The following is a 21,036-nucleotide window of genomic DNA, read 5'->3' as shown; positions in this document are numbered from 1 at the left end:
CTAATCACATCGCGATAAGCTACTCCGGCTGGACTAGACCAGTAAGGATGTACTCGATTTTTTCGCGACCATCAGGTCTGCGCACAGTTCTGATCCTTACCGAAGCACGCCAAGGCCTGCCGATGAACTGTTCGTCGTTCTCGATCCTCTCGAGAAAGTCCGCGCTTAGACGGGCATCGATAGGGCCTGATATGATCTCCTCGGTTCCATCAAGGTTGAACTCGAACCTCCTTGCAACAGGCATCACTCCCACCAAGGTCCCGCTTATGAAATCCTCATTTTCGATAACCTCGGTACGCTCTACACGCTGATAGGCTCTTTCGACCTTCGCCTCGTCGAGTTCGATTTCTTCTTGGTCGTCGACCAACTTGAACTTTGCTTCCTCATTTCGCAGCAGCTGAATGAAGGCCTTTACGGAAAGGAACGTGCGACCATCGATATCCTCAATGGCTTGCTCAAAAACTGCATCTGAAGGGTCAGAGAAGTCATGAATTATTTTGGATATAGCCGTCACCGCGTGACGAAGTGACGTATCGAACATTTGGGCTTCCTCGTTGTCCTCCTCGAGACGAAACCCGAATGATCCGTGTACGACATCGACAATATTCATTCGTGACAAGCTCCGTTCGGGAACTGGCCCTCTCCGACCGAGTGCCCTGCCAGTCAGCGAATTCATGTGTTTCGAAAGGGCGGACTGATATGATTGCAGAGCTTTGCCCGCAAATTCTGCATCAATTCCCCGCGAACCATCTACCGGCTTGCCATAAAACAATAGAGTTACATCGGCATAATGCTTATCTTCATCGAGTTCGACCAAGTCTTCTTCGATTCTTACAAGGCGCTGACGAAGCGACAATGTACCCAACGGGTCGGATTCCGCTGCCTCGGCAATTAAGGCCTGAAGGCTGGCTCGTTCGCTCTCCAGTGCTGCTCGTTGAAGCTTACTCATCTTCACCACCTTCAGCGAGCGCGGCTATCGCGTCTGTGTCATCGGTGTGAAGCGGCAGAGCTAACATGCCCTTCCACTGAAATGTGTTCCGCTGATGAGAGAACAAGGCCGTCCAATAAGCGGCCTGCCGAGCGACGATGTGTGGAACGGTGTTCAAATCCAAAAAGAACGTATCGCATGTGAAGCGTTCTCTATTCCGATTTCTATCAAAGATGCCACCTTTGCCCTGATCCGCCACGAACTCGGTCCACCCTTGCAAATTCAGGGTCAGCCCTTCCGGTCGGTATGCCAACGTAACAACATCAATATCATTTGGTTCACGACCATCAGACTCAACGTTTTCCGTGAAACTCCCATCCAACCACTGAAAGCCAGAGACAATTCCGCTTTCGCGCAAGCTCGCACGGAATTGGAACAGCCCTTCTAACAATCGGCGGCGACGCTCGGACGTGGCAAATCGCTGCACTAGTTCGACGCTCGTGCAAGAATATGGAGACGAGAAAGCAATTTGAGCGCCTGGCGTCGCTCCAATAAACGGCGGCAAAACGCCATTCAGATTGAATGGTGGTATCAAATTTCTCTCCCCTTCCCGCATCAAGGCGGAAAATGGGCAGTAAATCAAGGAAGTTAAGCTTCCTTATTCTGGCAAATACAATTTCTCACCCTTCTCGCGGTAAACCTCGCTCATCTCTTCCATGCCCTTCTCCGCTACCGCAGCCTCTTCGGCTGAGGTCTCGCGCTTGATGTTCTGGCTCGCCAGGTAGCTGTCCGAGTTCTGCTTCGCCGCGAAGTCGCGCACTTCCTGCGTGATCTTCATCGAGCAGAACTTGGGCCCGCACATCGAGCAGAAGTGGGCGGTCTTGGCGCCTTCCGCCGGGAGGGTCTGGTCGTGGTATTGCTCGGCCGTGTCGGGGTCGAGGCTGAGGTTGAACTGGTCGCGCCAGCGGAACTCGAAGCGGGCTTTCGACAGCGCGTCGTCGCGGACCTTGGCGGCCGGGTGGCCCTTGGCGAGGTCGGCGGCGTGGGCGGCGAGCTTGTAGGTGACCACACCCACCTTCACGTCGTCGCGGTCGGGCAGGCCGAGGTGTTCCTTGGGCGTGACGTAGCAGAGCATGGCGGTGCCGAACCACCCGATCATCGCCGCGCCGATGCCGCTGGTGATGTGGTCGTAGCCGGGCGCGATATCGGTGACGAGCGGCCCGAGGGTGTAGAACGGCGCCTCGCCGCAGCTTTCCAGCTGCTTGTCCATGTTCTCCTTGATCTTGTGCATCGGCACGTGGCCGGGGCCTTCGATCATCACCTGCACGTCCTGTTCCCAGGCGCGCTTGGTCAGTTCGCCCAAAGTGTAGAGCTCGGCGAACTGGGCTTCGTCATTGGCGTCGGCGATGGAGCCGGGGCGCAGGCCGTCGCCCAGCGAATAGGCGATGTCGTAGGCCTTCATGATCTCGGTGATCTCGTCGAAGCGCTCGTAGAGGAAGCTCTCCTTGTGATGCGCGAGGCACCATTTCGCCATGATCGAGCCGCCACGGCTGACGATGCCGGTAACGCGCTTGGCAGTCATCGGCACATAGGGCAGACGCACCCCGGCGTGGATGGTGAAATAGTCGACGCCCTGTTCGGCCTGCTCGATCAGCGTGTCGCGGAAGATCTCCCAGGTGAGGTCCTCGGCAATGCCGCCGACCTTTTCCAGCGCCTGGTAGATCGGCACGGTGCCGATGGGGACGGGGCTGTTGCGGATGATCCATTCGCGGGTGTCGTGGATGTTGCGGCCCGTGGAGAGGTCCATCACCGTGTCCGCGCCCCAGCGGATCGACCAGACCATCTTGTCGACCTCGCTCGCGACGTCGCTGGCGACGGCGGAGTTGCCGATATTGGCGTTGATCTTGACGAGGAAGTTGCGCCCGATCGCCATCGGTTCGGCTTCCGGGTGGTTGACGTTGGAGGGGATGATCGCGCGGCCGCGCGCCACCTCGTCGCGGACGAATTCGGGAGTGACATACTCCGGGATCGCGGCGCCCCAGCTCTGGCCTTCCACCTCGCGGCGGATGAATTCGCGGCCGAGGTTCTCGCGCTCGGCGACATATTCCATCTCGGGCGTGATGATGCCGCGACGGGCGTAGTGCATCTGGCTGAGGTTCGCGCCGGGCTTGGCTCGCAACACGGTCTTGGCGACATTCGGGAAGGCCGGGACGCCGCCCGAGCGGTCGGGGCCGAGCTGGCCGTTGTCTTCGGGCTTCACCTCGCGCGCGGCGTATTCCTCGACATCGCCGCGGGCGAGCTGCCATTCGCGGCGCAGCTGCGGCAGGCCCTTGCGGATGTCGATCTGCGCCGCCGGGTCGGTGTAGGGGCCGGAGGTGTCGTAGACCCGCACGCTGGGCTCGCCGCCCTCGAGGTCGATCTCGCGCATGGCAACGCCGAGCTTGCCGACATGGATCTTGCGGCTGCCGCGAATGGGCCCGGTGGTGACGCCGATGTCGAACTGCGAATTGATGTCGGCCATGCGTATTCTCTCCAGATGGCGGAGAGCGGAATACGGGCGAGGTGCCGCTCCACTCCCTCCGCCGATGCTAATCGGTTCAGGTTCGACGGGTCGGAGGGTGCGAAACCTCCCTCTCAGCGCACGCGCGCTCCCCGGGGATGGGAGCGCGATAGACCCTGTGCCGGTCAGCGTCTAGTGGCAGCCCATGACCCGGCTCTACCGTCTCGATGCCAGCGCGCAGGAGGTCGCCGCGCGCTTCGGGGCCCGGCAGGGCGAGGACCCGTGGCAGGGCGGTTACGTGGCGCCCGAGCACTTCGCACCGGTCGTTACGGCGGGCCGCGAGTTCATCGCCGGACCGCGCCCTGCCGGTGGCAGGCTGGAGCCGCGCATGACCCCGCGCCTCTGGGGCGTCCTGCCCCCACCCTCGTCGCACGACATGACCCGCCGCATTTCGACCGTCCGCAATCCCGACAGCCCGTTCTGGATCGGAAACTTGAGGAACAGCGAATTCCGCTGTCTCGTCCCGGCAACGGCGGTGATGCTGTGGGGCAGCGGCACCGATTACGAGGGGCGCCGCCTGCAACACTGGTTCGCGCCGCACGGCCAGCCGATCTTCGCCTTCGCCGGAGTATGGAAGGACGAGGAGGTGCCTGCTTTCGCCCTACTGACAAGGGATGCACTGGGCGCTCCTCGCGACTTGGGCTGCACCGCAATGCCTGTGGTCGTGCCCGACGAGGAACAGGCACGACAGGCGTGGCTTCACGGAAGCTGGGACCGTGCCCGCGAAGTCGTCGAGCGCTCGCCCGCCGATCTCGTCGAGGTCGTGCGACAGGCGACCGACTCCAGAAGGTCCTAGCCCGCCCCGTTACCCATGTCGCGAAGGTGCCGCATTCCGGCGGTGACATAGGCCGCCACCGTGTCGGCATGATCCGCAAGCTGGCCGCCGATCCGGCCCGCCCGCCATTGGTTGCAGACGAGTTCCGGTGGACCCAGCAGCAGCGACTGGATCAATGCGGGGGCAAGCAGGGGTAACCGCTTGGCAGCGAAATGCGGCATGCCCCACTCTATGACCGGACGCTCGATGTCGGCGGCGAGGTCATTCCACATCGTCTGCTTTTCACGCAGCCATTCCGAATTCGAGAACTGCGCGTTCAGACGGTAGTAGCGCTGCGGATCGCGCGCCTGGAACATCAGGGCGCCGCGCGCACCTTCCCCCAGCGCTTCGCAAGGGTCGCCCTGGTGTTCGAGAGTGCACTGGCTGACATAGGCGAGATAGGCACGTCGCTCGCGCTTGAAGATTTCCTCGAGCACCCCGTCGCGTGAACCGAAGTGGTGGAAGATCGACCCGTTGGACACGCCTGACAGCTCGACCAGATCCTTCATCGCTAGGGCTTCGTGCCCGCGCTCCAGCACCAGCTGTGTCGCCGCCTCGAGCACCCGCTCCCGTGTCATCTTGCTGCGCGCCTGAACCATGGTCCGCCTTTGGCTCATCCCTTCCTGGATGTCACTCTAGAACTATTATCTAGATTCGCAATCTAGACAACGGCTCTATTTTTGGCTAGAGGGTGATTCGTCGGCGCCACCGAGCGCGGCTGAAATGCAAGAAACGAACACGGAGAGTGATGATGAGGATGAACACTTTGAAGGCACTGGCGAGCGCCACTGCCCTGTCCGCCACCGCGCTCGTCGCGGTCCCCGCCCATGCTGGCCCGCTCGGCTTCCTGAAGAAGGTTGTGAAGCAGGAGCTGTCGGAACTGGCACAGGATACCGCTCGCGAGGCTGTCGATGCCGCGACGGGCACTGCGAAGGCAGGCAAGAAGGGGAAAGTCGAAGCCAGCTGGAAGGTCGAGGAAGGCGAAGCCGCCCCCACGGGCAATGGTGGCTTCCGGCAGGAAGGCGGCACGACCGTTCCCACCGCAGATGACGTGCAGGCGCCTCAGGGCGAGACCCGTGGTCTCCTCCTTCCTGCCGTCCAGCCCCGGTTCCAGGGCGGCGTCAACGTCGCAGTGGGCGACGTGAATGGCGACGGACGCGACGGCAAGCCTGGCATGAGCCAGAACGGCACGACCGTCCCAAGCGCCGACACCGTCCAGGCCGCCAAGGAAGAGCGCCGTGCCTCATTGCTGCTTCCCGCGGTGCAAAAGGTCGCCCCGGAAGCGCGGCCGCAGCGCGCCAAGATGGTCCAGAACGGTACGACCGTCGCGACCGCAGGCGAGATCAAGGCTCCTGAGCAGGACGACTGACACCTGCTGCTCTGGCCAATCGGGGGCGGCGGCAACGTCGCCCCCTTTTTCATGGCTTCGGAGACCGATCGTGCCGCAGGCGCTCAAGCGCCTAGCCGAACTCCAGACCCTCGAACTTGCCCGAATTGCGCCAGGCATCCATGTGCGCCCAGTAGGCCAGCGCACCGCGCGGATCGCCGACGAAGACGCGCGAGTTCTCGCCCCAGCCTTCACCTTCGTTATTGTAGTATCCGGGAGTGCAGTCGGCGCTGCCGATAGCCCGCGGCGGACCGCTGGCAATGAAATCGACCCAGGCCTGCTCGGCTTCCTCGGTCGGCTCGACAGTCCTCGCCCCTGCCTTCTCGGCATGGCTGACGATGGCCGCGATGGTGTCGGCATGGTCGACGATGTTGTGCGGCACGTTGGCGATGAAATTCGCCGCCTGTGCGGGCTGGACCATGAAGGCGTTAGGGAAGCCATGCATCTGGTTGCCGTGGAAGGTGCGCATGCCGTCGCCCCAACGTTCCGACAAGGTGACGCCGTCGCGGCCCGCCATGTCGAAGCCCGAGCGCGAGACATAGCTCGTGCCGACTTCGAAGCCCGACGCGTAGATGATGCAATCGACCTCGTATTCGACGCCGTTCGCGATCACGCCCTTCTCGGTAATCCGCTCGACCCCCTGGCCGCCGGTGTCGATGAGGTGCGTGCCCGGCTCGTTATAGGCCTGCAGGTACTCGTCGTGGAAGCACGGGCGCTTGCACAGCTGGCGGTACCACGCCTTTAGGTTCTCGCCCGTGGTCGGGTCGTCGACCACTTCCTGCGCGCGCTGGCGGATCTGCTCCATCTTGGCGAAGTCCGCATCCTCGAACGCGGCCATCATCTTGGCCGGCGTCCACTCCGAAGGCGGCACTTCCTTGAGGTTCGCGCGCATCCGCTTGGCAAGGTCGGTCCAGCCGTCGTTGACCAAGTCTTCGGCAGGGAAGCCGACACCCAGATTGGCGGCGAAATTATCCTGCCACTTACGCTGCCAGCCCTCTTCGGCGACGCCGGCGAACCAGTCTTCGTCGATCGGGCCATTGGCCCGTACGTCGACCGATGACGGGGTGCGCTGGAAGACGAACAGCTCCTTCGCGCCCTTGGCAAGGTGCGGCACGCATTGCACCGCGGTGGCTCCCGTGCCGATGATCGCCACGCGCTTGTCGCCCAGCTTGTCGAGCGGTGCACCCTCGGGATTCCCACCGGTGTAGGAATAGTCCCAGCGGCTGGTGTGGAAGCTCTTGCCCTTGAAATCCTCGATACCCGGCAAGCCGGGCAGCTTGGCGACGTGCAGGGGGCCGGTGCCCATGCCGACATACTTGGCGGTGAACTCGTCGCCGCGGTCTGTCCGGACGACCCAGACAGAGCGGTCTTCATCCCAGTCGAGCCCGGTCACGCGCGTGTGGAACAGCGCCTTGTCGTAAAGCCCGAAGTGGTGGCCGATGCGGCTGCAGTGGTCGCGGATCTCGGGAGCATGCGCATACTTTTCGGTCGGCATGTGCCCCGTTTCCTCGAGCAGAGGCATGTAGATCATGCTCGCCGTATCGCACTGCGCGCCGGGATAGCGGTTCCAGTACCACGTGCCGCCGAAGTCGCCGCCCTTCTCTATGATACGAACATCGTCGATGCCCGCCGCCTTCAGCCGCGCACCCACGACGAGGCCGGCAAAGCCCCCGCCGATGAAGGCGAAGGTCACATGGTCGTGCACCGGCTCGCGCTCGGCCACTGGCGTGTAGGGATCGGCGGCCAGTTCGTCGAAGCTGCCTTCGAGGCGGACATATTGCGCACTGCCGTCGCTGCGCAGGCGCTTGTCGCGCTCCTCCGCATATTTGCGCTTGAGCGCTTCCTTGTCGAAACTGATGTCCCTTGCCGCTGTGGCCATCCACCCTCTCCCGGTCGATTCCGTCTGTTATTGCAACTGTTCCATGATGACCCCAGACTGGCAACTCGAAAGTGCCTGAGTCGCGCAGATGGAGAGCTGCATTGGCAACGTTACTGGAACGTCCCGCTACCCCGGTCGATGTGAGCGACAATGCGCTCTACACCGAACACCTCTGGCACGCGCCTTTTGCCGAACTGCGCCGCAGCGCCCCGCTGAGCTGGCGCGAGGACAGCCCCTATGGCCCCTACTGGTCGGCCACCACGCACGACCTCGTCGCGGAGGTCGAGCTGGACCCGGCGACCTGGTCGTCGGAGCTTGGCAACATCACCATCCAGGAAGGCGTTGCCGGCCACGAATTCCCGAACTTCATCGCCATGGACCCGCCGCGCCATACTGCGCAGCGCAGGGTCGTCTCCCCGGCATTCAACCCGACATCGATGGCCCGCCTCGAAGAACTGGTCCGTGCGCGTAGCAAGCAGCTGCTCGATGCCCTGCCGCAGGGCGAGACCTTCGACTGGGTCGAAGAGGTATCCATCCCGCTGACCATGGGGATGCTGTGCATCCTGTTCGACATGCCGTTCGAGGACCGTCACGACATCAAGACCTGGTCGGACATGGCGAGCAACGTCGCCCCCGACACGGGCAGCGAGGAATATTACGAGCGTTTCATGGCGGAGATGGGTCGCATGCTGGCCCGTTTCGACGAACTGATGGAGGAGCGCCGCAACCTGCCGCCCTCCGACGATCTGCTCAGCCGGATGGTGCATTCCGAAGCCATGGGCAATCTCACCCCGATGGAGCGGATCGCCAACATCGCCCTGCTGATCGTCGGCGGCAACGACACCACGCGCAATTCGATGAGCGGGCTTGTCGATGCCTTCAACCGCTTCCCCGAGGAACTGGACCGGCTCCACGCCGACCCCTCGCTGATCCCCAATACCGCGCAGGAAATCATCCGCTGGCAATCGCCGGTCACCCACATGCGCCGCACCGCGACAAAGGACACCGAACTCGCCGGGCAGAGGATCGCGGCAGGCGAGAAGATCGTGCTGTGGTACATCTCGGCCAACCGTGACGAGAGCGTGTTTCCCGATGCCGACCGCTTCGACGTCGGCCGCGCCAATGCCCGCCGCCATCTCGGCTTCGGCCACGGCATCCACCGCTGCGTCGGTGCGCGGCTGGCCGAGGTCCAGCTGGTGACGCTGATCGAGGAGATCGTGGCGCGCAACTGGCGGATCGTTCCGCAGGGCAAACCCACGCGCCTCGCCAGCCCGTTCCTGCACGGGTTCACATCCATGCCGGTCAGGCTGGAGCAGCGGGGCTAGGCGAGCAGCAGCCGGGCCGAAAATCCGGCTTTCACAAACCATCGGCAATCGGTCGGCCAACCGTCGGTGGCCCGTCATTGCCGCTCGTCACCACCCTCTCGATACATCCGGTCATGGTCGCAACACCCTGACGAGCATCGGCAATCAGCCCGAGCCCGTCGTAGCCGGATTATCGGGAGTACCGATCATGACCAAGACTACCACCCTGTCGAAGGCCCGCCTTGTCGCGGCACTCGGCTCGACCGCCCTCTGCGCAACGGCCGCCTTGGCACTGCCGCGCTTTGCCGATTGGGCGCCGCCCGTCAGCATAGAAGCCCTGCCGGCTTCCTCCACCGCCATCAACACGGCAGCGATCGACGGTTGCGCCTCATTGTCCCGCGACGGATTGACCCTGTTCTTCAACTCGAACCGCTCGGGCAATTTCGACATATTCGTGGCGACCCGTGCAAGCCGGGACGAGGGCTTCGGCGAGCCCCAGCGCCTCCCCGCGCCGATCAACACCTCGGCCAATGAGTCTTGCCCCACTTTCACCCAGGACCACCGCCTGTTCTTCTCGAGCGACCGCGAGGATTCCGCCTACGACATCTACGCAGCGCGCTGGCAGGCGGGCGAGTGGACCGATCCGGTCAACCTCGGGGGCAATATCAATCGCCCCGGGTGGCTCGACGAGACGCCAACCTTCTACGAGGATGAGCAGGGACGCGAGGTGATGATCTTTTCCAGCCGCCTGCCCGGTGGCACCCAGGGGAAGATCTACCAGTCGGTCGAGTTCGGTCCGGCGACCCTGGTCGAAGGGGGAGTGAATAGCGCCGGTTCCGACAACCGCCCGAGCATCACGCACGACGGATTGACGCTGTTCTTCGACTCCACCCGCAGCGGCGGTGCCGGTGGTCCCGACCTCCACGTCGCTTCGCGCACCAGCGTTTCCGAGCCTTTCGGACCGGCAACGAACCTGCGGTCGCTCAATTCACCCGGCTTCGACGCCAGGCCCTGGGTCAGTTGGGATGGCAGGGATCTGATCTACGCGTCGATCCGCGGCACTGGAGAGGGCGGGCCGGATATCCTCTGGACCAGCCGCGAAAAGGCAACCCCGGGCGCCAAGGAAGTCATCTTCTGAGCGGACCTGTCCGCTGCGACCGATGATTGCGTGAGAAATGTGCTGGATGCCCCGTGAGGATTCGAACCTCAATTGACGGAGTCAGAGTCCGTAGTCTTACCATTAGACGACGGGGCATCATCACCTCGGCAGGACGGGCAGAATCGCCTCCGGTCCGGCAGAGAGGCCGCGCATCTAGTTTCGCGCGCGACCAAGGTCAACCCCGTGCGAACCGCCGCGCTTGCCGTGAGTTCGCTTCATCGCTAGCATCGGTCCCAAGTCCCCGTGCCGGTGGTTGGCGCGGGAGGAAAAAAGAAAGCTCCCGATTATGGCGGATCATCCTCCGCCGGACGCAAAAACGGGGCACGGGACAAAACGGGGCGGCAAGTCCGGCAAGGTAGCCGATTTCCGCTACAAGCGCCCCTCCCGGGCCGAGGCGAGAGACAGCGAAAGGCGCGCAGCAAAGCCGCGTGACCTACGCCGACCGCCACCCAAAGCGCCGGCCCCCACCGACAATGTGCAACCGATCGATGGCGCCAACGGCGCGCGGCGACAGGCCTATGCCGCGCTGGATCTCGGCACCAACAACTGCCGCCTGCTCATCGCCCGGCCGAGCGGGGAAGATTTCACGGTCATCGATGCCTTCAGCCGCGTGGTCCGGCTGGGCGAGGGCCTCGCCGCGAGCGGCCGCCTTTCGGACGAGGCGATGGAACGCACCATGGCCGCGTTGCACGTCTGTGCCGAGAAGCTGAAACGGCGCAACGTCAGGCTGGCCCGCTCGGTCGCGACCGAGGCATGCCGTCGTGCCGCCAACGGGGCGAAATTCATCGAGCGGGTGAAGCGCGAAACGGGCATCATGCTCGACATCATATCCGCGCAGGAAGAGGCGCGGCTTGCCGTGCTTGGTTGCCATGTCCTGCTGGCCGAAGGCGAAGGCCCGGCGATCATCTTCGATATCGGTGGCGGCTCGACCGAGCTTGTGCTGGTCGAATCCGGCGGCCCCGTTCCGCGCATTCTCGACTGGATGAGCGTGCCCTGGGGCGTGGTCTCGCTGACCGACAGCGTCGCCAGCAAGGAAGACAGCGAAGAAGATCGCATCGAACGCTATCGCGAAATGCGCCGCATCGTCACCCGAAGTTTTGCGCCCTTCGCGCGGCGCATCGGCGAAATGGCCAAATCGGACGCGCCGATCCGCCTCCTGGGAACGAGCGGCACGGTTACCACCCTTGCCAGCCTGCACCTCGAACTGCCGCAATACGACCGCCGGGCGGTGGACGGGCTGATCCTGCCCTCACAGTCGATGCGCGACATTTCCGCTAGGCTCTCGCGGATGAGCGCGCCCGAGCGGCGGCAATTGCCCTGTATCGGCGATGACCGGGCGAACCTCGTCATTGCCGGATGCGCGATCCTTGAATCGATCCTCGACATCTGGCCCGCAGAACAGCTTGGCGTGGCTGATCGCGGCATTCGCGAGGGCATATTGCGCAGCCTGATCGCCGCCGACGCGGAAGGTGATCGCAGTCGCGCCGCGCTCCAGCGCATGCGGGAGCAGGACGTATGAGCCGTTCTGGCAAGGATCGCGAAACGCGGGTCAAGACCGCCAAGAAGCGCACTGCGAGCTCGACCCGCTGGCTCCAGCGGCAATTGAACGACCCCTACGTCAAGCAGGCCAAGGCCGAAGGCTATCGCAGCCGCGCCGCCTACAAGCTGATCGAGCTCGACGAGAAGTTCGACCTGCTCAAAGGAGTGGAACGCGTCGTCGACCTTGGCATCGCCCCTGGTGGCTGGAGCCAGGTGGTGCGCAAAGTCAAACCCAAGGCGCATGTTGTCGGAATCGACCTGCTCGAGGTCGAACCGATCGAGGGCGTAACCATCTTCCAGATGGACTTCATGGACGACGATGCACCGCGCGTGCTGGAGGAGGCGCTGGGCGGCAAGGCCGAACTGGTCATGAGCGACATGGCCGCCAACACCGTCGGCCACAAGCAGACCGACCATTTGCGCACGATGGGACTGGTCGAGGCCGGGGCGTGGTTCGCGATCGAGAACCTGGCGCCGGGCGGGACGTTCCTTGCCAAGGTGCTGGCAGGCGGGACCGATAACGACCTCCTTACCCTGCTCAAGAAGCATTTCAGAACCGTCAAGCACGCCAAACCGCCCGCGAGCCGCAAGGGTTCGAGCGAGTGGTACGTGATCGCGCAGGGCTTCAAGGGCGATCAGGCCTAGACCCTGAAATGAAAAGGCCCCGCCGAAGCGGGGCCTTCCTCTCCAAATTCGTTTGCCTTCGCGATCAGTTCGCGGTGGCGGCACCTGCTTCGGCAACCGGCTCGTCAGCGCCCATCGCACCGGCGGCTTCTGCCTCGGAAGGTGCTTCACCCGCTTCCGAGGGAGCAGCTTCCTCGGCCGCAGCCGGGGCCGCAGGGGCAGGGAAATCAGGACCGCCACCGTTGGCCTTCAGGTAGGCGAGCAAGTTGGCACGGTCTTCCGCCTTGCCGAGACCGGCGAAGCTCATCTTGGTGCCGTCGGCAAAAGCGCGCGGGCTGGTCAGCCAATGGTCGAGATTTTCATAGGTCCAGTCGCCGCCATGGCCCGACAGTGCCGAGCTGTAGGCGAAACCGGCAGCATGCTTGCCGACGGGCTTGCCGACGATGGCCCACAGGTTCGGACCAATGCCGTTGGCACCGCCCTGGTTGATGGTGTGGCAAGCCGAGCACTTGGCGAAGACCTTCTCGCCAGCCGCAGGATCGGCGCTGGCGAGCAGCGTGCCGAGATCGGGGCCAGCGGCTTCGCCACCTTCGGCAGCTTCGCCCTGGATGAAGAAGCCGGGCTCCTCAACATGGGCGTGCTTGTCAGCCTTGAAGTACATGCCTGAAACGATGGATGCGCCCAGCGCGATGATGCCTGCGCCAAGAACCCAACCGGCAGCGGTATTGAAACGGTCGTCCATTGCGTGATTGCCTGCAAGAATACGAGTGGTCTGGTGTTTGCGCGCCGCTCTAGTGAAGCAAGCGCGCCCGCGCAAGTGCGGGTGTGGGAATAGCGCTTGAAGAGGCGCTTTCACCTCCCTAGCACCGCCAGTTCCATGCGTCAGTTTGCCAAACCAGCCCTTGCGATCGTCGATTCGATGCGCACCGCCGCCGCCGCCGAGCCTGCCCGCGCCATCGCCTTTGGCGGCGCGCCTGGTTCGAATTCGCACCAGGCGGCGATGCAGTTTGCACCAGATGCGCTTCCCTTGCCGTGCTTCAGCTTCGAAGATGCGCTCGACGCGGTCGAGACCGGGGCCGCGGGCTGCGCGATGATCCCGATCGAGAACTCGCAGCACGGCCGTGTCGCGGACATCCACTTCCTGCTGCCCGAAAGCGGGCTCGCCATCGTCGCCGAGCATTTCATGCCGATCACCCATGCATTGATGGCATTGGGCGAGGGCCCGTTCGAGGCCGCCTACAGCCATCCGCAGGCGCTCGGACAGTCGCGCCACTACCTCCACCAGCGCGGCATCACCGGGATGAGCTATGCCGACACGGCAGGTGCAGCGGCCTTCGTCGCCGAAAGCGGCAAATTCGACATCGCCGCCCTTGCCCCTCCGCTCGCGGCCGACCTTTACGGATTGAAGATCATCGAGAGCGCGGTCGAAGACGCGCATGACAACACCACGCGCTTCGTCGTCCTGGCAAAGGATCCACTCGATCCGCACAGCCTTGCAGGCACGCCGACGATAACGACCTTCATCTTCGAGGTGAAGAACATCCCCGCCGCTCTGTACAAAGCGCTCGGGTGCTTCGCGACCAATGGGGTCAACATGACCAAGCTCGAAAGCTACCAGAAGGGTGCGAGCTTTGCGGCGACCATGTTCTTCGCCGATATCGAAGGCATGCCGGGCGATCCGCGCGTCGACGCTGCGCTTGATGAGCTGGCGTTCCAGACCAATTCGGTGCGCCTACTGGGCAGCTATCCGCAGGTACGAAAGCGCGGGTGAAGTCCTTTCTCCGATTATCACGAGAAGGGCGGAATCCCGCCGTTCGGACGATATCGAACTCGACTTCGGTGAGACTAACCGCCCGATGATTAAGATAAAAAATCGATATACTCGGGAACTATAAATCTAAATCCACAGTTCTCCTCTTGGAATTGGTAATTCATTCTAATGAGGGTAAACTATGCGCAAACTTCCTATAGTTTTTGCGCTTTGCTCGACTGCGCTTGCCACACCAGCATTTGCGCGCGACGGCGAAGTGTATGTCGAAGCCGGCTTCGGACCTATGATCGTCGAGGACATCGACGTATCGGAAATCGTGCCTCCCACTGGCGATCGTGCGACCATCGAACCTGACGATTTCGGCTTCGATGGCGGGTTCATCGTCGGCTACGATTTCGGTCAGTTCCGGATGGAGGCCGAGGCTTCCTATCGCAAGACCGATTTCGAACAGCTCGTCACCCCCACTGCCACCATCGCCAGCCCGACGCTCGACGCGGACGTCTCAGCCTTGAGCTTCATGGGTAACGTCCTGGCCGACTTCGGCCCCGACGACGGCGTGCAGTTCTTCTTCGGCGTGGGCGGCGGTGCCGCGAAGCTCACGACGGACATTACCGCCGGCGGTGTCGATCTGGTGCAGGGCTCCGACTGGGAGTTTGCGTGGCAGGGCCTCGCAGGCATTCGCGCCCCGCTGACCGACAACATCGATGTCGGCCTGCGCTATCGCTACTTCCACGTCGACGACTTCAATGTCGGCGGCGACAATGGAACCAGCGTCGTGAAGGGCGACTGGACCTCGCATTCGCTGCTCGGGACCTTCACCTACAATTTCGGCGGCAGTGTTGCCCCGCCGCCGCCTCCCCCGCCGCCACCTCCGCCTCCTCCGCCCCCTCCTCCTCCGCCGCCGCCACCTCCGGCTTCGGTTTGCGAGCAGGGTCCGTACATCGTCTTCTTCAACTGGGACGAATCGGCGATCACCCCGGAAGCGGCGACGATCCTCGACAACGCGGTCTCGGCCTATTCGAACTGCGGCGCGGCCAGCGTCATGCTCGCCGGTCACACCGACACCTCGGGCTCGACCAGCTACAACATGGGTCTGGCCGAGCGTCGCAATTCGTCGGTTCGCGGGTACCTCACCTCGCGCGGCATCCCGGATGGCCGGATCGCCAGCGAAGCTTTCGGTGAATCGCAGCTGCGTGTCCCGACAGCAGATGGCGTGCGCGAGCTACAGAATCGCCGCGTCGAAATCACCTACGGCCCGGGTTCGGGCATGTAGTTTCGCTCCCCTTTGCGAAACGCATGGATGGGGCCGGAGCAATCCGGCCCCATTTTGCTTGCCCGGTCCAGGAGGCGGGGGCTGCCTACTCGTCGGCGTAGATGCCGACTTCGCTGGTACCCTTGCTGGTCGCCCGACCGCGATACATGCCGCTGGTGTTCATGCTGAAGACGGCATCGCCATTGGGCGCGACCACGATAACGCCGCCGTCACCGCCCAGCGCTCCGACCTCGGCAATCACCGCATCGGATGCAGTCTGGGCATCTTCGCCCTTCATCTGCATCCTGAGGCAGATCGTGCGCGCAACGCCAACGCGGATGAAATACTCGCCCCAGCCCGTGGCCGACACCGCGCATGCCGCATTGTCGGCATAGGTGCCTGCTCCGATGACGGGAGCATCGCCGATGCGGCCCCAGCGCTTGCCGGTCATCCCGCCAGTCGAAGTCCCCGCTGCAAGGTTGCCCGACTTGTCCAGCGCCACCGCGCCCACCGTGCCGAACTTGATGTCGACGTCGATCGCAGAAAGCTTTTCCGCCTTGAGCCGCTTCAGCGCCTCCAGCCGCTCGGGCGTGTCGAACCATTCGGGCGGGGCCATCTCTATGTCCTGTTCGGAGGCGAACTGTTGCGCGCCCTTGCCGGCGAGCATGACATGGGGACTGTCGGTCATCACCTTGCGCGCCAGCCGGATCGGGTGGCGGATTCCGGTCACCCCGGCCACCGCACCCGCCGACCGGTCGCGCCCGTCCATGATCGATGCATCGAGCTCGTGCGTTTCGTCCCAGGTGTAGACCGCGCCGCGCCCGGCGTTGAACCTGGCATCGTCCTCCATGATCACGATCGCTGCCTCGACCGCGTCCATCGCGGTGCCGCCTTCGCGCAGCACCTTAGCTCCGGCATCGAGAGCCTGCCGGAGTGCCGCGCGATAGGCGGCATCGCGCTCCGGCGTCATGTCCTTGCGTCCGAGCGTGCCCGCTCCACCGTGGATGGCGATCGACCACCCTCCCTCTTCATGTGCCATGGCAGGTGCTCCGAGGATTGCCGCGAATGCGGCGGCGATTGCGGCCAGGCGCGAGGGGATGGATTTCATGGCAGTGGGATAGCACCGACAGTTATCCACTCAATCCCCAGTCACCGTTTTGTAAAAATACGCCATCGGTGATAGCCGCAAGCTCGAACGGATTTCGATGAGCAATTTTCACCGGATTCGGATCTTGCGCCAGGAGCAAAAGCTCCGGCCCTTCGGGGGGAGGGGAAAGGGGGCGCGAAGCACGGGCTTCGCGCCCCCATTTGATTCCCTTCACGCAAACCTCTTCAATTGCGGCGAGCTCCGGACTAAGCCGCTGCACGATGCAGCTTCGCCCCGCCACCATCGATGACGCGCAAGAGCTGGCCGATTTCGGCCGGGAGAGCTTCGCCGCGGCCTTCGCCCACCTCTACCGCCCGGAAGACCTCGCCGCCTTCAACGCCGAGAGCTACTCGCCCGAGGCGGTGGAAGCGGAAATCGCCGGCGACACCTGCACCTATCGCATCGCCGAGGAGGACGGGCAGATCGTCGGCTATTGCAAGCTGCGCTACCCCAGCAAGCTGGCGGGCCATTCGCAGGCGACCAACCCGCTCGAACTGGGCCAGCTCTATACCGACCCATCAATGACCGGCACCGGTATCGGCGCGAAGCTGATGGACTGGGCACTCGACGTCGCGCGCGATGGCGGGCACGATTCGGTGCTGCTGTCGGTGTGGAGCGGCAATCACCGGGCGCAGAAATTCTACGAGCGGTACGGCTTCGCCAAGATCGCAGACATCCACTTCAAGGTCGGCGAACAGCTCGACGAGGAATTCCTGTACGAACTGCCATTGTAAGGAGAGAGACATGGCGAACTTCGGTTTCGAAAGCACCGCGGATGACGTCCTTGAGGGCAAGGACCTGTCGGGCAAGACCGCGCTCGTAACCGGGGGCTATTCGGGGCTCGGTCTCGAAACCGCACGAGCCATGGCTGCGAAGGGCGCGCATGTCATCCTTTCCGGCCGCGATGCCACCAAGCTGTCCGCCGCAGCCGACGAGATCGCCACTGCGACCGGCGCGAAGGTCGATACGCTGGTCTGCGACCTCGCATCGCTCGCCAGCGTGCGCAGCGCGACCGACGAAGCCAATCGCCGCTTCGACAAGATCGACCTGCTGATCAACAATGCCGGCGTGATGGCCTGCCCGCTCGACCGGACAGCCGATGGCTTCGAGATGCAGTTCGGCACCAATCACCTCGGCCATTTCCTCTTCACCAACCGGCTCGTGCCGCTGCTGGAAAAGGGCGACCACCCGCGCATCGTCAACCTGTCGAGCCGTGGCCACCATTTCGACGGCGTCCATTTCGACGATCCGAATTACGACAGCCGCAAGTACGAGAAGTGGACCGCCTACGGGCAGTCCAAGACCGCCAACGTCCTCTTTTCCGTCGGGCTGGAGCAGCGTCTCGCGGACAAGGGCATCCATGCCTATGCCGTGCACCCCGGCGGCATCCAGACCAACCTTGGACGCCACATGACCGAGGACGACATGAAGTGGATGATGGATCGCATCCGCAAGAATTCGGAGCAGAGCGGCGCTCCGGCGCAGGGGTTCAAGACCATCCCGCAAGGCGCGGCGACCAGCTGCTGGGCCGCGACTGCAGACGAACTCGAAGGTGCAGGCGGGCTCTATTGCGAGGACTGCCATGTCGCCGACCAGAGCGACGACAATCCGAGCGGCGGCGTGCGCAGCTATGCCATCGATCCGGGTAATGCAGACCGCCTGTGGTCGTTGTCGGAGGAGCTGGTGGGGGAAAGCTTCGCTTACTGAAGAACGCTGGCGACCAGCCCGTCGCGCAGCCAGCGGGCCAGCATCAGGCCCGCCTCGTTCACTGCGGCATCTTCGCCAAGGTCGGCTGCGAGCAGGCTGCACGCCTTGGAGAAACTAGACCCTGCGAGCATGGCGACAAGGGCGCGTCCTTCCCACTGCGGGCGCAGGACGAAGACAGGCCTCTCTCCTTCGCGCCAGACGATGGCGGAGTGCGGTTCATCGAGGGATAGCAAGTCCGGTTCGCTGCCATCCGAGGCGAGCGAGGACCACAGGCGGACAAGGTCGAAGCTTGCGCTGGTACTCGCCATGCCGGGCAAGAAAGTGAGGCGCAGGCTCGCCCATTCCTCTTCCCCGAACTTCGCTGTCGCCGCACCGAAGCGAGCCATGTCCAGCGGCTCGGCATCGGCAGCAGTGAAGGCACAGTGCATGGCCCATTCGAGCGCCGCCAGTTCGGAGACGTCGGGATCCTTGGCGAAGAGGTCGGCGCAGGTGTCGGGAAAGCCCGCGCCGGCAAGGTCGAGCGTCCAGCTCGAGGGCGGATGGGCGATGCAGTGGTGGGCGGCGGCTGTGCGGAATGCATCGGCGCCGACCAGCCTTTCGGTCCGCTCGAAGGTTGCGCGCAGAGCCTCGACCAGCGAGGAGCGGTAGTTGTTGCGGTAGATGGCAAACCCGTCGGCGCGGTCGTCGGCGACGTCATCCTCGGCGAGGATCCGGCCGAGGAAATCCTCCTGCAACTGCGCCAGCGAACTCATGCCGCCTCGCGCTCACGGTGCAGGCTCGCGAAGTCGCGGGCAATCGCCAGTTCGTCGAGCAGGTTGGGCAGTGGCGGTATCTTGTCGTCGCGCTCGATCATCACTGCGACGTCGATCGAGCGCTTCATCACCTCGCCGAACAGCTGCCAGACGCCATCGGACACAGCGCGATCATGGGTGTCGACAATGATCTCGCCCGGCTGATGTCCTGCAAGGTGGATTTGCCGCACGCGATCGAGCGGCAGGCCGGCGATGTAGTCGCGCGCATCGAATGAGTGGTTGTGCGCGCTGACGTAGACGTTGTTGACGTCGAGGAGCAGGTAGCAGCCGGTCCTGCGCACCATCTCGGCCAGGAATTCCCATTCGGCCATCTCGTCCTGCGCAAAACTCAGGTAGCTCGACGGATTCTCGAACAGCATCGGTCGGGCGAGTGCGGTCTGGGCCGCGTCGATATTGTCGCACACCACGTCCAGCGCCTCACGGGTCAGCGGCAGCGGCAGGAGGTCGTGCGAGTTGTGGGCACTGGTGCGCGTCCAGCACAAATGGTCGGAAACCCACAGTGGCTCGATCCGCTCGGCGAGGGTTCGCAATCTTGCGAGATAGTCTCGGTCGAGCCCGTGGGCAGAGCCGATCGACATCGACACGCCGTGGAGGATGACCGGATGCATCGCGCGGACCTCTTCGAGGATGCGCAGCGGCTTGCCGCCATCGACCATGTAATTCTCCGAGATCACCTCGACGAAATCGACCGGCACGCGTCCGCCGAGGAAGTCGGCGTAGTGGGTGCGACGAAGGCCGAGGCCGAAGCCGGAGAACGGGGCGATGTGAGTCATGGAATAGCTCGCGAGGAAAGAGGTGGCGGCCCGGCGCGGGACGGGTTGGGGGAGGGTTACGCCGGGCCGCCTGTTCGAGCGACCTTGGGGCTCGAAAGTTGACGCCCCGGTTAGCCGAGGTCGCCGATGGTGCCGCCCTTGGTCAGGCAGGCGCCGGCCTTCATGGCCTTGAATCCGTGGCCCTTGCACTCGTTCTGGCCTTTGCACTCGTGTTCGGTGGTGGCGCAGTCGGCAGTGCCCTTGCAGCTGTTGACGCCATAGCAGTGGACGGTGTCGTCGGCACCGACGGCGCGGCCGCTGCTGCCTGCGGGTGCTTCGGCGGCGAAGGCGCTCATCGAGCTGAGTGCGAAAAGAGCGGCGGCAGCGGCCATCGCGGGACGGGTGGTAGTGGTCATGGCATCTGATCCCTTGTGAAGATGAATGTACGAAATGCGAGGTGTGCGACGGGGCACACCCGGCAGTTCGGAACGCATCTCCAGCCGGTTACAGCGGCAAATATTTTCGCATCTCCGTAACCTCCCCCCGGACCTTCGCGAATGGACGGCCACATCCGGCGGGATCGCCGCGATGAACAGACAACCCATTCTTCGAGAGACATGCCATGAACGCCAATTCGATCGCCCGCCTCGCCGGCCTCGCCCTGACCGCCGGAGTTGCGGCCGGCCTCGCCAGCACTCCCGCAGCCGCGCAGAAGAAGCCGGAGATGGAAAAGTGCTACGGCATCGCCAAGGCCGGTCAGAACGACTGTGCCGCCGGTCCCGGCACCAGCTGCGCCGGAACCTCGACCCGCGATTACCAGGGCAATGCCTGGAAGCTGGTCGCCAAGGGCACTTGCGTGAAGACCGAGACGCCCAAGGGCAAGGGCTCGCTCACCGCGATCAAGCGCTGATTGCTTCAGTCGAGGGGAGGTCCACGATGCGCAGCCTGCTTTCCGCCTATGACAGCCTGACCGCCTGGCTCGCCTCGCGCCTGCCCGAAAGCCTGGCGCTGCTCGTCCTGCGCGTTGCGCTGGGCGGGATTTTCTGGCGTTCGGGCCGGACCAAGATCGAGGAGGGCACGCTCTTTTCGATCAGCGACCAGGCCTATGCCCTGTTCGAGTACGAATACACCGGCCTCCCCCTTACTCCCGCCATTGCGACCCCGATGGCGACCCTGGCCGAGCACCTGCTCCCCCTACTGCTGGTGCTCGGCCTCCTTACCCGCTTCTCGGCGCTCGGCCTGCTGGTCATGACGCTGGTCATCCAGGTCTTCGTCTATCCCGAGGCCTGGTGGCAGACGCACATATTGTGGTTCGCCATGGCCGCGATCCTCGTCTCGCGCGGGGGCGGACTGTTTTCGCTCGACGCGGCGCTCGCCGGGCGGCGGACGCAGTGATAGGTT

Annotated in this window: 23 protein-coding genes, 1 tRNA gene and 1 riboswitch; of the genes, 12 read left to right on the top strand and 12 right to left on the bottom strand. The window is 63.7% G+C overall.

What is annotated here, in order from left to right:
* Positions 1-19: 19 nt before the first annotated feature.
* Genes RAM60_RS00220 through thiC form a run of 3 tightly spaced genes read right to left on the bottom strand, consistent with a single transcriptional unit; the run spans position 20 to position 3,449 of the window.
* On the bottom strand, positions 20-949 hold the full coding sequence (locus RAM60_RS00220; protein WP_369026083.1) for a hypothetical protein: 930 nt from the start codon (positions 947-949) through the stop codon (positions 20-22).
* Positions 942-1,571, bottom strand: coding sequence for a DUF6932 family protein (locus RAM60_RS00215; RefSeq protein WP_369026084.1), 630 nt, complete (start codon positions 1,569-1,571; stop codon positions 942-944). The genes RAM60_RS00220 and RAM60_RS00215 overlap by 8 nt, the downstream gene beginning before the upstream one ends.
* Positions 1,572-1,586: 15 nt before the next feature.
* On the bottom strand, positions 1,587-3,449 hold the full coding sequence (gene thiC / locus RAM60_RS00210) for a phosphomethylpyrimidine synthase ThiC (protein WP_369026085.1): 1,863 nt from the start codon (positions 3,447-3,449) through the stop codon (positions 1,587-1,589).
* A gap of 35 nt (positions 3,450-3,484) precedes the next feature.
* Positions 3,485-3,593: riboswitch (TPP riboswitch) on the bottom strand.
* A gap of 40 nt (positions 3,594-3,633) precedes the next feature.
* Here thiC and RAM60_RS00205 point away from each other — a divergent pair.
* Positions 3,634-4,284: an SOS response-associated peptidase family protein gene (locus tag RAM60_RS00205; protein ID WP_369026086.1), complete on the top strand. Its 651-nt coding sequence runs from the start codon at positions 3,634-3,636 to the stop codon at positions 4,282-4,284.
* On the opposite strand, the gene RAM60_RS00200 is transcribed toward RAM60_RS00205, so the two are convergent.
* Complete coding sequence (locus RAM60_RS00200) at positions 4,281-4,919, bottom strand: TetR/AcrR family transcriptional regulator (RefSeq protein WP_369026087.1); 639 nt, start codon at positions 4,917-4,919, stop codon at positions 4,281-4,283. The two genes, RAM60_RS00205 and RAM60_RS00200, sit on opposite strands and share 4 nt — an antisense overlap.
* A 140-nt stretch (positions 4,920-5,059) precedes the next feature.
* Between RAM60_RS00200 and RAM60_RS00195 the strand changes: the two genes are divergently transcribed.
* Positions 5,060-5,671, top strand: a complete 612-nt coding sequence (locus tag RAM60_RS00195) for a hypothetical protein (RefSeq protein ID WP_369026088.1) — start codon at positions 5,060-5,062, stop codon at positions 5,669-5,671.
* Between the two features lie 91 nt (positions 5,672-5,762).
* Here RAM60_RS00195 and RAM60_RS00190 read toward each other — a convergent pair whose 3' ends face one another.
* Positions 5,763-7,568, bottom strand: a complete 1,806-nt coding sequence (locus RAM60_RS00190) for a flavin-containing monooxygenase (RefSeq protein ID WP_369026089.1) — start codon at positions 7,566-7,568, stop codon at positions 5,763-5,765.
* Positions 7,569-7,669: 101 nt separating this feature from the next.
* Between RAM60_RS00190 and RAM60_RS00185 the strand changes: the two genes are divergently transcribed.
* Positions 7,670-8,893, top strand: a complete 1,224-nt coding sequence (locus tag RAM60_RS00185; RefSeq protein WP_369026090.1) for a cytochrome P450 — start codon at positions 7,670-7,672, stop codon at positions 8,891-8,893.
* Between the two features lie 187 nt (positions 8,894-9,080).
* Positions 9,081-10,010, top strand: a complete 930-nt coding sequence (locus RAM60_RS00180; RefSeq protein WP_369026091.1) for a TolB-like translocation protein — start codon at positions 9,081-9,083, stop codon at positions 10,008-10,010.
* 43 nt (positions 10,011-10,053) lie between these two features.
* Here the strand turns inward: RAM60_RS00180 and RAM60_RS00175 are convergent.
* A tRNA-Gln gene (locus RAM60_RS00175) sits at positions 10,054-10,127 on the bottom strand.
* A gap of 190 nt (positions 10,128-10,317) precedes the next feature.
* Here RAM60_RS00175 and RAM60_RS00170 point away from each other — a divergent pair.
* Together RAM60_RS00170 and RAM60_RS00165 are read left to right on the top strand one after the other, a co-directional pair.
* Positions 10,318-11,550 carry a Ppx/GppA phosphatase family protein gene (locus tag RAM60_RS00170; protein WP_200982052.1) on the top strand — a complete coding sequence of 411 codons (1,233 nt, stop codon included), beginning with the start codon at positions 10,318-10,320 and terminating at the stop codon, positions 11,548-11,550.
* On the top strand, positions 11,547-12,215 hold the full coding sequence (locus RAM60_RS00165; protein ID WP_200982050.1) for an RlmE family RNA methyltransferase: 669 nt from the start codon (positions 11,547-11,549) through the stop codon (positions 12,213-12,215). Before RAM60_RS00170 ends, RAM60_RS00165 begins: the two co-directional genes overlap by 4 nt.
* A 64-nt stretch (positions 12,216-12,279) precedes the next feature.
* On the opposite strand, the gene RAM60_RS00160 is transcribed toward RAM60_RS00165, so the two are convergent.
* Positions 12,280-12,936 carry a c-type cytochrome gene (locus tag RAM60_RS00160; RefSeq protein ID WP_369026092.1) on the bottom strand — a complete coding sequence of 219 codons (657 nt, stop codon included), beginning with the start codon at positions 12,934-12,936 and terminating at the stop codon, positions 12,280-12,282.
* 135 nt (positions 12,937-13,071) lie between these two features.
* Here RAM60_RS00160 and RAM60_RS00155 point away from each other — a divergent pair, with 135 nt between their 5' ends.
* Together RAM60_RS00155 and RAM60_RS00150 are read left to right on the top strand one after the other, a co-directional pair.
* A complete protein-coding gene (locus RAM60_RS00155) occupies positions 13,072-13,965 on the top strand; it encodes a prephenate dehydratase (protein WP_369026093.1) in 894 nt (297 codons plus the stop codon).
* Positions 13,966-14,146: 181 nt separating this feature from the next.
* On the top strand, positions 14,147-15,238 hold the full coding sequence (locus RAM60_RS00150; protein WP_369026094.1) for an OmpA family protein: 1,092 nt from the start codon (positions 14,147-14,149) through the stop codon (positions 15,236-15,238).
* Between the two features lie 85 nt (positions 15,239-15,323).
* Here the strand turns inward: RAM60_RS00150 and RAM60_RS00145 are convergent, their stop codons facing one another.
* Positions 15,324-16,325 carry an isoaspartyl peptidase/L-asparaginase family protein gene (locus RAM60_RS00145; RefSeq protein WP_369026095.1) on the bottom strand — a complete coding sequence of 334 codons (1,002 nt, stop codon included), beginning with the start codon at positions 16,323-16,325 and terminating at the stop codon, positions 15,324-15,326.
* 22 nt (positions 16,326-16,347) lie between these two features.
* Positions 16,348-16,539, bottom strand: a complete 192-nt coding sequence (locus RAM60_RS00140) for a hypothetical protein (RefSeq protein ID WP_510639957.1) — start codon at positions 16,537-16,539, stop codon at positions 16,348-16,350.
* 46 nt (positions 16,540-16,585) lie between these two features.
* Between RAM60_RS00140 and RAM60_RS00135 the strand changes: the two genes are divergently transcribed.
* Positions 16,586-17,098 carry a GNAT family N-acetyltransferase gene (locus tag RAM60_RS00135; protein WP_369026096.1) on the top strand — a complete coding sequence of 171 codons (513 nt, stop codon included), beginning with the start codon at positions 16,586-16,588 and terminating at the stop codon, positions 17,096-17,098.
* A 10-nt stretch (positions 17,099-17,108) separates the two neighbouring features.
* Entirely contained in the window at positions 17,109-18,071 is a 963-nt protein-coding gene (locus tag RAM60_RS00130) for an SDR family NAD(P)-dependent oxidoreductase (protein WP_369026097.1), read from the top strand.
* Here RAM60_RS00130 and RAM60_RS00125 read toward each other — a convergent pair.
* From RAM60_RS00125 to bufA2, 3 genes are all read right to left on the bottom strand, one after another.
* A complete protein-coding gene (locus RAM60_RS00125) occupies positions 18,065-18,823 on the bottom strand; it encodes an HvfC/BufC family peptide modification chaperone (protein ID WP_369026098.1) in 759 nt (252 codons plus the stop codon). The two genes, RAM60_RS00130 and RAM60_RS00125, sit on opposite strands and share 7 nt — an antisense overlap.
* A complete protein-coding gene (gene bufB / locus RAM60_RS00120) occupies positions 18,820-19,656 on the bottom strand; it encodes an MNIO family bufferin maturase (RefSeq protein WP_369026099.1) in 837 nt (278 codons plus the stop codon). Before bufB ends, RAM60_RS00125 begins: the two co-directional genes overlap by 4 nt.
* Before the next feature lie 110 nt (positions 19,657-19,766).
* Complete coding sequence (bufA2, locus tag RAM60_RS00115) at positions 19,767-20,051, bottom strand: BufA2 family periplasmic bufferin-type metallophore (protein WP_369026100.1); 285 nt, start codon at positions 20,049-20,051, stop codon at positions 19,767-19,769.
* Between the two features lie 206 nt (positions 20,052-20,257).
* On the opposite strand from bufA2, the gene RAM60_RS00110 reads away from it, so the two are divergent.
* Together RAM60_RS00110 and RAM60_RS00105 are read left to right on the top strand one after the other, a co-directional pair.
* Positions 20,258-20,545: a BufA1 family periplasmic bufferin-type metallophore gene (locus tag RAM60_RS00110; protein ID WP_369026101.1), complete on the top strand. Its 288-nt coding sequence runs from the start codon at positions 20,258-20,260 to the stop codon at positions 20,543-20,545.
* Positions 20,546-20,571: 26 nt separating this feature from the next.
* Entirely contained in the window at positions 20,572-21,030 is a 459-nt protein-coding gene (locus RAM60_RS00105; RefSeq protein ID WP_369026102.1) for a DoxX family protein, read from the top strand.
* Positions 21,031-21,036: the final 6 nt, after the last annotated feature.

This window comes from Qipengyuania sp. RANM35 (assembly GCF_041021145.2).
Classification (GTDB): Bacteria; Pseudomonadota; Alphaproteobacteria; order Sphingomonadales; family Sphingomonadaceae; genus Qipengyuania; species Qipengyuania soli.
This window is presented reverse-complemented; position numbering and strand designations above follow the sequence as displayed.